This is a genomic window from Paraburkholderia acidiphila (assembly GCF_009789655.1).
Taxonomy (GTDB): Bacteria; Pseudomonadota; Gammaproteobacteria; order Burkholderiales; family Burkholderiaceae; genus Paraburkholderia; species Paraburkholderia acidiphila.
In genome coordinates this window covers 706,977-719,977 of the sequence record NZ_CP046912.1, presented here as the reverse complement: position 1 = coordinate 719,977, position 13,001 = coordinate 706,977, and the positions used below count along the sequence as shown (strand labels likewise).

The 13,001-nt window shown below is 64.7% G+C and carries 12 protein-coding genes; 5 read left to right on the top strand and 7 right to left on the bottom strand.

What is annotated here, in order from left to right; translation table 11 throughout:
• Positions 1 to 3 precede the first annotated feature (3 nt).
• The 4 genes from FAZ97_RS33440 (at position 4) to FAZ97_RS33425 (ending at position 3,739) form a co-directional block, all read left to right on the top strand.
• Positions 4 to 702, top strand: coding sequence for a winged helix-turn-helix transcriptional regulator (locus FAZ97_RS33440; protein ID WP_158763029.1), 699 nt, complete (start codon positions 4 to 6; stop codon positions 700 to 702).
• Positions 703 to 853: 151 nt separating this feature from the next.
• Positions 854 to 1,528 carry a response regulator transcription factor gene (locus tag FAZ97_RS33435; RefSeq protein WP_028208339.1) on the top strand — a complete coding sequence of 225 codons (675 nt, stop codon included), beginning with the start codon at positions 854 to 856 and terminating at the stop codon, positions 1,526 to 1,528.
• Positions 1,529 to 1,534: 6 nt separating this feature from the next.
• Positions 1,535 to 2,965 carry a sensor histidine kinase gene (locus tag FAZ97_RS33430; RefSeq protein ID WP_233271949.1) on the top strand — a complete coding sequence of 477 codons (1,431 nt, stop codon included), beginning with the start codon at positions 1,535 to 1,537 and terminating at the stop codon, positions 2,963 to 2,965.
• 33 nt (positions 2,966 to 2,998) lie between these two features.
• Complete coding sequence (locus FAZ97_RS33425) at positions 2,999 to 3,739, top strand: response regulator transcription factor (RefSeq protein ID WP_158763028.1); 741 nt, start codon at positions 2,999 to 3,001, stop codon at positions 3,737 to 3,739.
• Positions 3,740 to 3,865: 126 nt separating this feature from the next.
• Here FAZ97_RS33425 and FAZ97_RS33420 read toward each other — a convergent pair whose 3' ends face one another.
• The 7 genes from FAZ97_RS33420 to FAZ97_RS33390 all read right to left on the bottom strand — a co-directional run bounded on the left by FAZ97_RS33420 (position 3,866) and on the right by FAZ97_RS33390 (position 12,653).
• Positions 3,866 to 4,150 (bottom strand): DUF4148 domain-containing protein, encoded by a 285-nt coding sequence (locus FAZ97_RS33420; RefSeq protein ID WP_158763027.1) that lies wholly within the window; start codon positions 4,148 to 4,150, stop codon positions 3,866 to 3,868.
• A gap of 216 nt (positions 4,151 to 4,366) precedes the next feature.
• On the bottom strand, positions 4,367 to 5,821 hold the full coding sequence (locus FAZ97_RS33415) for an efflux transporter outer membrane subunit (protein WP_158763026.1): 1,455 nt from the start codon (positions 5,819 to 5,821) through the stop codon (positions 4,367 to 4,369).
• Entirely contained in the window at positions 5,814 to 7,031 is a 1,218-nt protein-coding gene (locus FAZ97_RS33410; protein WP_158763025.1) for an efflux RND transporter periplasmic adaptor subunit, read from the bottom strand. The genes FAZ97_RS33415 and FAZ97_RS33410 overlap by 8 nt, the downstream gene beginning before the upstream one ends.
• A complete protein-coding gene (locus FAZ97_RS33405; protein WP_158763024.1) occupies positions 7,021 to 10,284 on the bottom strand; it encodes an efflux RND transporter permease subunit in 3,264 nt (1,087 codons plus the stop codon). Before FAZ97_RS33405 ends, FAZ97_RS33410 begins: the two co-directional genes overlap by 11 nt.
• 195 nt (positions 10,285 to 10,479) lie before the next feature.
• Positions 10,480 to 11,154 carry a response regulator transcription factor gene (locus FAZ97_RS33400; RefSeq protein WP_133189322.1) on the bottom strand — a complete coding sequence of 225 codons (675 nt, stop codon included), beginning with the start codon at positions 11,152 to 11,154 and terminating at the stop codon, positions 10,480 to 10,482.
• Positions 11,155 to 11,201: 47 nt separating this feature from the next.
• A complete protein-coding gene (locus FAZ97_RS33395) occupies positions 11,202 to 12,134 on the bottom strand; it encodes a LysR family transcriptional regulator (RefSeq protein ID WP_158763023.1) in 933 nt (310 codons plus the stop codon).
• A gap of 129 nt (positions 12,135 to 12,263) precedes the next feature.
• Entirely contained in the window at positions 12,264 to 12,653 is a 390-nt protein-coding gene (locus FAZ97_RS33390; RefSeq protein ID WP_199272214.1) for a hypothetical protein, read from the bottom strand.
• An 83-nt stretch (positions 12,654 to 12,736) separates the two neighbouring features.
• Between FAZ97_RS33390 and FAZ97_RS33385 the strand changes: the two genes are divergently transcribed.
• On the top strand, positions 12,737 to 12,985 hold the full coding sequence (locus FAZ97_RS33385) for a hypothetical protein (RefSeq protein ID WP_158763022.1): 249 nt from the start codon (positions 12,737 to 12,739) through the stop codon (positions 12,983 to 12,985).
• Positions 12,986 to 13,001 lie beyond the last annotated feature (16 nt).

Below are 13,001 nucleotides of genomic sequence, written 5' to 3'. Positions count from 1 at the left end.
TCGATGAGACTCCTGCTGTGCTCGTCCTCGGCGACCGAGCGAAGCTACCTGTATAAGGCGCTGAGCGAGAGCCTGAACAGCGTCGAGGTGGCGGACCACGTCGAGTACGCCGTCTATCTCGCGTCGCAGGAACCATTCGATACGGTGTTCCTGTGCGCGGCCGGGCCTGAAGCGCACGACGACATCGCCACCGCGCTTGCGGCCTTCACGCACTTGCCCGACGCGCCGGCGATCGTTGTCGCGCTCGCGCGCGCGACACCCGCGGACTGCGCGCGCCTTCTGCGCGCCGGTGCCGATGCGTGCTTCGTGCAGCCGTGGTCCATTCTCGAGATCCAGGAGCGCATGCTCGCGCTACGCCGCGGCGCGCTCGTGCATGCGAGCGCACCGCTCGTACGCCTCGACCCGTCCACGCGCGACCTCGTGGAAGGCATTCGGCGCGTGCCGCTCACCACGCGCGAGTATCTGCTTATCGAATGCCTGCTGCGCCACGCGGGCGCGCCCGTCGCGCGCGAGCACCTGATCCGCTATGCGTGGCCCGACAAGTCCGACGTCGAGCCGTCGAGCGTGAACCTCGTCGTGTCGCGCCTGCGGCGCAAACTCGCGTCGCACGGCGCGCATGCGAGCGTCGAGACGGTGAACCGCTACGGCTATCAACTCGACCTGCGCACACATCAATCAACCGTCGGTGTAATGGATATGTAAGTTCAAAGGCGCGCGCGAGGCCGTATTGCCGTTGCAACCTTAAATTTAATTTCATGAAAGGAATCGCGGCGCGGCGCGGGCACGACGGTAAACTCGAGGCTCTTGAATAGTCGTGCGGCCAGCACGACGGAGTGCGAGACAGATGAGTCAGGTGCGCGTTTTGACGGTGGAGGACGATGCCGTCACAGCCAACGAGATCGTCAGCGAGCTGACGCAGCGCGGCTTCGCCGTCGAATGGGTCGACAACGGCCGCGACGGCATGGCGCGCGCAATGAGCGACGAATACGACGCCATCACGCTCGACCGCATGCTGCCGGGCGTGGACGGTCTCTCGATCCTCACGGCCATGCGCACGGTCGGCATCCAGACGCCGGTGCTGATGCTCAGCGCGCTCGGCGACGTCGATGAACGCGTGCGTGGCCTGCGCGCGGGCGGAGACGACTACCTCACCAAGCCTTTCGACCCCGAGGAACTCACCGCGCGCCTCGAAGTGCTGCTGCGCCGCCGCCAGGCCGCGAGCGTCGCGCGCGAGACCGCGCTGCGCGTGGGGCCGCTCGAACTCGACCTCATTTCGCGCAAGGTGCGCCGCGACGGCGAAGAAGTCGTGCTGCTGCCCACCGAGTATCGCGTGCTCGAATTCATGATGCGCCACGCAGGCAAGACCATCACACGCACCATGTTGTTCGAAGCCGTATGGGGCTACCACTTCGATCCCGGCACCAACCTGATCGACGTGCATATGGGCCGCCTGCGCAAGAAAATCGATCCGCCGGGCGTCCCGCCGCTCATTCAGACCGTGCGCGGCTCCGGCTACATTCTCGGATAACCCGCTTTGTCGAGCCGTTCTTCTTCCGCCGCTCCCGCGCCATTGCGCAGGCGCTGGCATACCACGACGTTCCGCTGGCTGTGCGCGTACACCGCGCTGTTCGGCGTTTTTCTCACGCTGCTGGTCGGCTTCATTGCCTGGACCGCAAGCACCACCATCGAGCGCGACGCCGACACGATCATGGGCTGGCAGCTCATCTATTTCGACTCGATTCCCGATGCGCAGCTGCCCGACGCGATCTATCAGCGGCTCGAACACGAGCACATGCATGTGAATTACTACGGACTCTTTACGAGTGACGGACGCTACGTGGCAGGCGATCTGCTCGCGCCGCCGCCGCACCTCACCTATACGCGCGAGGGCAGCACGCATGCCCATACGCTGAAGCTGCTCGACCGCGACGTATCGCCCGTGGTCCGCGCGATGGGCGAGGTGCGGCCAAGCGGCATGCACCTTGTTGTCGCGCGTGACATGACGAGCGTGCTGCGCATTCGCAAGATCATGGTGCGCACGCTCGCGGCAGGTGCCGTGCTCGCGTTGCTCGGCGCCGCGGCAGGCGGTCTCGTGCTCGGCATGCGCCAGATCCGGCGCGTGCGCGAAATTCGCCGCGTGACCGAATGCATCGCGCGCGGCGACCTCGACCGGCGCCTGCCCGTGGGCGGCGACGACGAGCTCGACATGCTCGCCCATCTCGTGAATCACATGCTCGACGAAGTGGAGCGGCTGATGGGTGAAGTGAAGGGCGCTTGCGACGGCATCGCGCACGACCTGCGCACGCCGCTCGTGCATCTGCACACGCTGCTCGCGCGCGTGGCCGAGCGTGACAGCGTGCGCGCCGACGCTGCCGGTGCGGCGCTGCTGGATCAGGCGCGCACCGAAACCGGGCAACTGCTCGAACGCTTCCGGGCCATGCTGCGCATCTCCGAGATCGGCACGCTGCAAAGGCGCGGCGGCTTTGCGACCGTCGACCTGCACGAACTCGTGCAGGAACTTGCCGACCTCTACGAGCCGCTCGCCGAGAGCCGCGAACTCGAATGGCGCATCACGGCCGAGCCTGTCGCCGAAATTCACGGCGACCGCGCGCTGCTCTTCGAGGCATTCAACAATCTCATCGACAACGCCATCAAGTTCGCGCCGCAAGGCGGCGTGGTGAGCGTGACGCTGCGCTCAACGCCGCTAGGCCCCTTGCTCGAAGTGGCAGATAACGGTCCCGGTATTGCGCCCGGCGAGCGCGCGGCGGTCCTGCAGCGCTTCTACCGCGGCGAAGCGGTGCGTCATGTCGCCGGATCGGGTCTGGGGCTTTCCATCGTGGCCGCCGTGATGCGTGTTCACGACTTCACGCTACGCATCGACGACGCGCGAGACCTGGCGCGTGAGAAGCCGGGCGGCCCCGGTACGCGCATGAGCGTGGAATGCTGGCCGCGCTCGCTCGCCTGACCTCTCCCGTCCAGCCGTCGGGCATCCGCAGTCATGCGCATACTCCTCATCTCGCCGAATCACGCCGAAGGCGCCTGGCTTCAGAAAGCCCTGCAGGAAAGCGCGCATAGCCTGCAGCGCACGGAAGACCTGCGCGATGGATTGTTCGTCGCTGGCGAAGAACCCTTCGATGCGGTGATCGTCATGGCGCTCGACGGCGCGCTGCTGCCAGCGCTGCACGCCATCCTTCCCGGACTCTCGAAGGTCACGACCGGGGCGACGATCATTGCCGTGCTCGGCATCGAAGCCAGCGCGAGCGAGCGCTCGAAGATGCTGCGCGCGGGCGCCGACGCGTGCTTTCGCTACCCGTTCTCGTTCATCGAGATGCACGAGCGCATGCACGCGCTATTGCGCACCACGGCGGCGTGCGGCGGCGGCGTACAGGGTGGACAGCACGCGCAGCCCGCGAGCGGCGCTCAGCGCGTCCAGAACGCGCCGCAACTCGATGCAGGTACGCGCGAGATCGTGGAGGGCGCACGCCGCGCGGAACTCACGCGCCGCGAATATCTGCTCGTCGAATGCCTGCTGCGCCAGACCAATGTGCCCGTGCCGCGCGATCAGATGATCCGCTACGCCTGGCCCGAGAAGGACGACCTCGACGCTTCGACCGTCAACCTCGTCGTGTCGCGGCTGCGGCGCAAGCTCGCGCGCCAGGGCATGGAAGTGCGCATCGAAACCATCAGCCGCTACGGCTATCAACTGACGTTACCTGCGTTCGATCGAGACGCGCGCTGAGGTAACCGTTTGTGGGAACCGGTTACCTATCCGGGTCCGCACGCATGCGTTTGTTAACATCAAAAAGCGAAGGGCACGCTGAATGCGTGCCCTTCGCTTGTGCTCGGAAAGCCCTGCCTGTCGCGCTCAGTGCGCGTACAGCGTGGAGTTCAGGTACGCAAGCTGACCGTCCTGTTCCGCCTGAACGAGCTCGTGGTACACCTCGGCACGCGTCTTTTCGTGAACCGCTTGCCCATAAGGCGGTACCCATCCGCCGGGCGCAACCGTGGGAGCCGTGTCGTTCGATGCGACCTGGGTGGCGGTGGCGGCCTGACTGGCCTGCGCGCCGGCCGTCGGCGCCGAGGTTTGCGCGAATGCGGACGTAGTGGCGACGACGCCAGTGAGCGCAGCGATGATCATGAGTGCCTTCATGTGACTATTCCTCCAGGAGTGAGATCGGTTAGCCGGTTAGCGAATGCGATAAATCGCATCCCGGTATGAGTAGAATAGTTAGGTCACCCTATCGAACCCGATGCAGCACCATGAAGAAATGTTTATGAGCCTGAGAGGATTCGGTGAAAGGAAAAACCCCGCGCGAGGGCGGGGTTCGAGTGACGATCAAAACGGCTGCGGCCGCTTTGGGAGCGCTCAGGAAGCCGCCTTGCCCTCATGCAGGTCCTGCGTGCTCCAGCCGCCGCCTATCGCCTGTATGAGGCCCACAGTGGCATCGAGGCGACGTGTGTCCAGTTCCAGTGAAGCAATCTGCGTGGAGAGTTCGGTCGTTTGCGCTGTCACGACGTCGAGGTAGCTCACCACGCCGTCACGGTAGCGCGACATCGAAAGTGTAAGCGTGCGCTGCGCCGCCGTGAGCGCCTCGTCTTCGCGCTGCGCTTCGTCGCCGAGATGGTGCAGTAGCGCGAGGTTGTCCTCGACCTGCTGGAACGCACCGAGCACCGTGGCCTTGTATTGCGCGCCGTTCTCGGCGAGCTTCGCACGCGCACCGCGCACGACCGCCGCGCGGCGGCCGCCGTCGAAGATCGTCATCATGAGTGTGGGACCGATGGACCACATCTCATTGGGCGCGACGATCCACGGCGAGAACGTGTCGCTCTGGAAGCCGCCATCGAGTCCGAGCGAAAGATCAGGGAAGAACGCGGCCTTCGCCACGCCGATCTGTGCGTTGGCGGCGGCGACGCGTCGCTCTGCGGCGGCAATGTCGGGCCGTCGCTGCAGCAGCGCCGATGGCAGTCCCGCGGGCAGATTCGGCATATGCGGGCGGATCGTGTCCGGCGCGACGTTGAACTGCGAGGCCGGCACGCCGATGAGCGTGGCGATGGCGTGCTCATAGAGCGCGCGGCGCGCGCTCACGTCATCCGCTGCGGCCTGAGCCGAGGCGAGTTGCGTTTTCGCGCGCGAAACGTCGAGCGAAGAAGCAATGCCGCCGCGATGGCGGCTCTCGGTCAGCTCCAGCGCATGACGATAGGCGGCAATGGTGTCGTCGAGCAGCTTCGACTGCTGGTCCAGCCCGAGCAGGTCGAACCACGTGGTGGCGAGCTTCGCCTGCAGGCTCAATTGCAGCGACGCGATATCGGCCACGCTGGCTACGCTCGACGCTTCGCCGGCCTTCACCTCGTTGCGCACCTTGCCCCACAGGTCGAGGTCGTAGCCGATACCCACGTCGAGTGTGTTCGAGTTGTACACGTTCGGCTGATCCGAGCCGCGCAGCGGGCGCAGCGCCGACTGACGCTCGCGCGAGACGTTCGCCTCTGCGCCGACAGTCGGCAGCAGCGCGGAGCGCGCCTGCGCGACGAGCGCATCGGCTTCGTCGTGGCACGCGAGCGCGGCGGCGACGTTCGGATTCGCCTTCTCAACCTGCGGCTCGAGCTGATTCAACACGGGGTCGTCGAACGCGCGCCACCACCCGTCGCGCGGGAGCTGGTCGGCGGGGCGCGCCGTCTGCCAGTCGCCCGCTTCCTTGAAGTGCGTGGGAATGGCCGTCGCGGGCGCGTGATACGTGGGCGCGAACGAGCACGCCGAGAGCAGCAGGGCCACTGCAAGCGCAGCGGCACGCAACGGGTGCGCGCGCACAGACCGCTTAACCATGCGCACGCTCCGCATCGTGCACGGCTGCCGTCTGCGTCGATTGCGTGCCCGGCGCGTTGGTGGAAGCGAGGCGCACGAGGTCACCGCTCGCGAGCGAGTCCGGCGGATTGTCGATCACGCGTTCGCCAGCATGCAGGCCGGCCGTGATCTCCACGCGTGTGCCGAGATCTGTGCCGATCGTCACGTCGCGCAACTGCACGTGCTGATGCGCGTCCACCACGGCGATCTGCATGCCGTGCGCACGGAAGATCAGCGCGCTCGCGGGCACGAAGAGCGCGTGTGAATTGCCGGGCATCGCGAGGTGGACTTCGGTGTACTCGCCGGGGAAGAGCAGGCCCTCCTTGTTGTCCACGGCGAGTTGCACGAGCATCGTGCCCGAAGCGGGCGAGATCGACTGGTCGGTGTCCACGAGCTTCGCGTCGAACTTGACTCCAGGGCGTTCGGGCACGGTGAGCGTGGCGTGCATGCCTGGCTTGATCGAGGCGGCGTCGCTTTGCGGCACGCTCACGTACACGCGCAACTGGCTCGCGTCCGAGACGGTGAAGAGATCGGGGCCGCTGCCGCTGCCCGCGTCGATCAGTGCGCCCACGTCGGTCTTGCGCGCGGTGACGATGCCGTCGAACGGCGCCGTGATGCGCTTGAACGACTCGAGCGCCTCGAGCCGCCGCACGTTGGCCTCGTTGGCCTCAACGGTAGCCTGCTTCGCGATCAGATCGGAGGTTTTCTCGTCGGCCTCCTGCTGCGAGACCGAGTCCTGCTTGAGCATCTCGGTCCATCGCTTCGCGGTGGTGGCGGCGAGCTTTTCGTTGGCGACGGAATTCTGCAAATCGGCGCGCGCCTGCTGCAACTGCTGGTCGAGGTCGGGGGTGTCGATCACGCCGAGCAACTGGCCCGCCTTCACGTGCGTGCCGATATCGGCGTACCACGCGTGCAGATAGCCGGAAACGCGCGCGTAGATGGGCGCGTTGATATAGGCGGCCAGACGCCCCGGCAGCACGAGCGGCTCCGATGCCGGGCTTGCTTGCGGCTGCACGGTGGCGACGGTGGGAATGGCCTGCGCGTCGGTCCACGTGGCAAGTTCTTGATGCGCGTGTACTCGGCTGAATATGCCGCCGGACACGATGCCGGCCGCGACCATGAGCGCGATCGCCGCAGTGGATTTGAGGTGACGCAGCGGCTGCGGCGAGGCGATGTCGATTTCAGTGGACATGGGCTTCTCCCGATTCGAGGGCAGGTTGATCCGTAGATGATTCGGTATGCTGACTATCGTCGTTGCGACCTTTATCGCCTTTGTGCACAAGGCTGAACACCACGGGCACGAACAGCAGCGTCGCGCAGGTCGCGCAGAGCAGACCGCCGATCACGGCGCGGCCAAGCGGCGCATTCTGCTCGCCGCCGTCGCCCATGCCGAGCGCCATCGGCGCCATGCCGATGATCATCGCGAGCGCCGTCATGAGCACGGGGCGAAAGCGCGTGAAACCCGCTTCGAGCGCGGCGCGCATGGCGTCGCCGGTGACGGCGAGACGCTCGCGAGCGAACGACACCACGAGAATGCTGTTCGCGGTCGCCACGCCCATGCAGAGAATCGCGCCAGTAAGCGCGGGGACGGAGAGCGGTGTGTGCGTGGTGAACAGCATCCAGACGATGCCGGCAAGCGCTGCGGGCAGGGCGCTCACGATCACGAACGCATCGCTCCACGAGTGGAAGTTCACGACGATCAGCAGATAGATGAGCCCCACCGCACCGGCAAGCCCGAGCAGAAGACCCGTGAACGCGCTATTCATGGTCTGCACCTGCCCGCGCATGGTGACCGTCGAACCTTTCGGCAAGTCCTTGGCGCTCGCGTGAATCACCTTGTTGATCTGCGAGGAGACGGCGCCGAGATCGAGGCCTTGCGTGGTCGCGTAGATGTCGTAAAGCGGTTCGATGTTGTAGTGCGAGACGACGGCATCGCTCACGCCACGCGTAATCGTGGCGATACCGCCAAGAATCTGCGAGCTGCCGCTCTTGCCCGTGACCGGCAGATTCTGCAGGTCGGAAAGCGTGGTCATGCGGTACTGCGGCGTTTGCGCGACGATGGGGTAGGACACGCCATTCTTCGGGTTGAGCCAGTAGGTGGGCGACACCTGGCTCGTGCCCGAAAGGCTCGCCACCACGGAGTTGGTCACGTCCTGCTCGGTAATGCCGAGTTCGTCGGCACGTGAGCGGTCGACGGCCACCGTGAGCTGCGGATAAGTCGATGCCTGCTGGATGCGCGGGTCCGCAATGCCGGGAATTCTCGCGATCTTGTGCAGCAGTTCATTCGCATAGACCTTGTTCGTGGCCTGGTTCGGTCCGCTCACCTGCACGTCGATCGGCGCGGGCGAACCGAAGTTGAGAATCTGGCTCACGATATCGGCGGGCAGGAAGGAGAACGTTGTGCCCGGAAAGCGGCGCGGCAGCTCCGTACGCAGCTCGCGCACATATTGCGCCGTGGGCGCGTGCGACTTGGCGAGAGAGATCAGGATGTCGCCATCCTGCGGGCCGATCGTGCCGCTGTTGTTGTACGTGAGGTTGATGCCGCTGTTTGGCAGTCCGATATTGTCGATCACGCTCGTGAGCTGGTCGGGCGGAATGGCCTCGCGAACCGTGTCTTTGATATGGTCGAACAGATCGGCGGTTTCCTCCACGCGCGTGCCGATGGGCGCGCGCACGTGCAGCGCAATTTCACCGGAATCGATATCGGGGAAGAAGTTGCGGCCAAGGAACGGGGTGAGCGCGAACGAGAGCGCGACAATCGCGAGAAAGCCCACGACAAAGCGTCGCCGGTTCGTGAGCGCGAGTCCGAGTACGACGCGATAGCCCGCGCGCACGCGCTCGAAACGTCGCTCGAATCCGCGTTGAAACAGCACGAGCGGGTTGCGTATGGGTCGCATGGGGTCGTGCGCGCCATGCGGCGCCATGACGGCGGCCAGTTCGCCCGAAGCATGCCCTTGCGAAGCGTGTGGCTTGAGCAGGTAGCGGGCCATCATCGGCACGAAGGTGCGCGAGAGCACGAACGAAGCGATCATCGCGAAGATCACGGCCTCGGCCATCGGCACGAAAAGGAAGCGCGCAATGCCGTCGAGCAGGAGCATCGGCACGAAGACGATGCAGATGCAAAGCAGCGAAACGAGCGCCGGCATGACGATTTGTGCGGCGCCATCGAGAATCGCGCGGCGAACGTCCTTGCCTTGCTCCAGGTGCCAGTTGATGTTTTCGATCGTGACCGTAGCGTCGTCCACGAGTATGCCAACCGCGAGCGCGAGACCGCCCAGCGTCATCACGTTGAGCGTTTCGCCGCACGCGGCGAGTCCAGCGATTGCCGCAAGCACGGCGAGTGGAATCGACGCGGCGATGATGAGCGTCGAGCGCCAGCTGCCGAGAAAGAGCAGGATCATCGCCGAGGTCAGCGCGGCCGCAATCAAGCCTTCGCGCGCGACACCGCTCACGGCGCCTTTCACGAACACCGACTGGTCGGAGAGCGCAACGAGCTTCAAACCCGGCGGCAACGACTGCTCGATGAGCGGGAGTTTCGCCTTGACACCGGCAATGATGTCGAGCGTCGAAGCCGAGCCGTTCTTCATGATGCTCATGAGCACGGCGCGGTGACCGTCCACGCGCACGATATTCGATTGCGGCGGATAGCCGTCGCGAACGTGGGCCACGTCGCGCATATAGATCACTGTGCCATCCACGGTCTTGATGGGCAGCGCGTTGAGCTGGTCGATGGTAAGCGGGCTGTTGTTCAGGCGTACGTTGTATTCATAGCGACCGATTTTCTGCGTGCCGGCGGGAATGATCTGATTTTGCTGGGCGAGTGCGGTAGCCACGTCCTGTGCCGAAAGCTTCTTCGCTTGCAGCGCTTGCGGGTCGAGGTCGATCTGTACCTCGCGCACTTTGCCGCCGTAGGGCGTGGGAATCGCGACGCCCGCCACGGAAAGTAGTTGCGGCCTGATGAAGTTGGTCGCGTAGTCGGCGAGCTTCTGCTCGTCGAGCGTGTTGCTCGTGAGCGCGAGTTGCAGCACCGGCACCGTGGACGCGTTGTAGTTGAGAATCTGCGGCGGTGTGGTGCCGGGCGGCATCTGCTTGAGCACCGTCTGCGAAACCGACGTGACCTGCGCGGTGGCCGTGCGGATATCGACCGTCGGCTGGAAGAAGATCTTCACCACGCCGTAGCCGCGAAACGACTGCGACTCGATATGCGCCACGTCGTTGACGGTGGTGCCGAGTGTGCGCTCGTAGTAGCTGACGATACGGCCCGCCATGTCGTCGGGTTGCAGGCCCGCGTAATTCCACACGACACTGATGACGGGAATGCGGATATCGGGAAAGATGTCGGTAGGCGTGCGTAACGCTGCGAGCGGGCCCGCGATCAGGATCAAGAGGGCCAGCACGATGAACGTATAAGGACGGTTCAAGGCTAACCGGACGATTTTCAGCATCAGATGGGGCTCCGTTCAGGCGTCGGGCTGCGCGCCACGCGTGGGGCAGCCGACGCCGATATTGTGTCGGGCGCGTCCTAACACGCGGGAGCCAGGCAAATGAAAAATGATTTAGCTGCGTGCCGGTCTCGTAGGGCGTGAAGGACTGCGAAATGAAGCGAAGCCGAGAGAACGGCAGTCATGTCGAGGATTGCGTCAACCCAGCAGATAGCCGGAGCCGCGGATCGTGCGGATGAGCGAAGGTTGGCCGGGCGTGTCCACGCGGTTGCGCAGGCGTCCGACGTGAACATCCACGAGATTGGTGCCGGGGTCGAAGCGGCCGCCCCACACGCCTTCGAAGATCATGGTGCGCGTGAGTACCTGGCCCGCGTGGCGCATCATGAATTCGAGCACGCGCAATTCGGTGGGACGCAGGCGCAGCACCTTGTCGCGGCAACTGAGCCGCCGTTTGACGAGATCGAGTTCGAGCGGCCCGACGCGCAGCACGGTTTCCGTGGTGGCGGGGCGCGTGCGCCGGCGCACGAGCGCTTCGACACGGGCGGACATCTCGTCGATCGAAAACGGCCGCGTGAGGTAGTCGTCGCACCCGGCGCGCAGGCCCTGGATGCGTTCCTCGACACCCGTGGTCGAGCTCATCACGATTACCGGTGTTTCGATACCCACGCCGCGCATGGTGGTGACGATCGTGAGACCGTCGAGGTCGGGCAGGCGCCGCTCGAGCGCGACGACGTCATAGTCGCCCGCCATCACCATCGCAATGCCTTCGCGGCCTGAGCGGGCCACGTCCACGGTGAAGCCGGTGGAGGCGAGCGTGGGCACGACGGTACGCTCGGTAACGGCGTCGTCTTCAATGGTTAGTATTCTGGGCATGGCTTTCCACCCGTTGTGACGAAAAGAACTAAAAGCATGAGGCAATATCAAGCCACTGCGCGCAACGGCGGCGCAGCGCGCGTCTGCGCCACGTTCGTGCGGAACTGGTCGACCGCGAAGTCGATAAAGCTGCGGATCTTCATCGTGAGGTAGTTGCGGCCAGAATAGACGATCGAGATGTGCTGCACGCCGCCGTTCACGTCGAACGCGTTGAGCACGGGCAAGAGCGCGCCGCGGGCGAGGTCGTCGGCCACGAGCGGCAGCGGCAGCAGTGCGATGCCCATGTCCGCGAGCGCGGCGGCGCGCACGGTCGCGTAGCCGTTGGCCGTCATCGGGCCGTTCACGTTGATGCGCTGCGCACCCTCTGCGTTCGAGAGTTCCCAGTGGCGCGGCGCATCGGAAACCGCGAGCAGGCCGTGCTCGGCGAGTTCCGCGGGACTGCGAGGCATGCCGTGGCGAGCGAGCCACGCGGGCGTGGCGACGAGCATCTCCTTGATCGAAGTGAGCTTGCGGCTCACGAGCGAGGCATTCACGCTCTGGCGGTCGGTTGCGAAGCACACGTCGAAACCGCCTTCGATCAGGTCGATGTGCGTGTCGTACGCCGTTACGTCGAATTCCACGCGCGGATTGACCGCGCGATACGCGCCGAGCACGGCGGGGAGTCCCGAACTCGCGAACACAGCAGGCGCGGCGATGCGCAGCACGCCGCTGGGGTCGCGCGTGGCGCGCACGAGTTCCGATTCGACTTCGTCGAGCTTTTCGATCACGGCGCGACAGCCATCCAGATAGAGGCGTCCAGCTTCGGTGAGAGAAAGGCTGCGCGTAGAGCGGTTCAGAAGACGCATGTTCAAATGCGCTTCGAGCATGCCGACGCTGCGTGTGACGGCCGCAGCTGACATGCCGAGCTGTTTGCCGGCAAGGTTGAAGCTGCTCAGATCGACGACGCGCGTAAAGACGCGCATGGCTTGGAGCTGGTTCATGGGCGATATTCCTGGGCAGACGCGCCAGCACGAGGCCGAGCGCGGGCATCGACGCCGCACATGGCGGCGACGTTTCGTACACGCTTCGTGCGTGATCAGTCGGGGAAGATGAGGGCGCGGGAAGCGCGCCTAATTTGGCAGTGCTTGCGTAAAGACATGTGCGTCGCGCTGAGCGGCGGCTTCGTGCGCGCAGAGCGCGGCCTTGAGCCGATGCCCGCTTTCGGTGGGAATCGCGAAACCCGCCCAGCCGAGACCGGTATGGCGCAGGAACACGACGGTGCCGTCGAACAGCGGATTGCGTTCGGTGTACCAGCAAGGATCGATCTCGAGCACGTATTGATGCGAGCGCAACGGCTGCTCGGGTACCGCTGGCTGCATGTGTGCGCGCAGTTTGCTGAGTTCTTCGATCAGGCCATCGACATCGGGCGTGTCGAGCAGCACGACCTGGCCGCCTACCTTCACACAAACCGCGTGCTGGCCGTATTCATTGACGAGTTCGATCGACATCGGCTTTTGCATATTGCGTTCCTCGCAGTGCTGAAACTGAAAGGCATTATCGGTGCCCAATCGGAACGCATGATTTAAGTTGCGGCGCACTCCAGATGAAAACAAATTTAGAAAGCGACGATTCGCTTTCCCGTCATGGCGGCATGGCGTGCATCGCACGCGTTAATCACCCGGGCTGCCGGATGGCCATCGTTTCATGCCTCGCGATGCGTGTGTTTATTCTTGTCGTGCTGTTTGCGCAATTGCGGCGCGTGATTATTGCGCCCGCTGACGAGAAACGCTGCAATCAAACGGAGCAAGCGAATAGGAGAAGCGCACGGTCGGCCACGGAAGCGATCCCATAAGCGGATTCGAACAAGC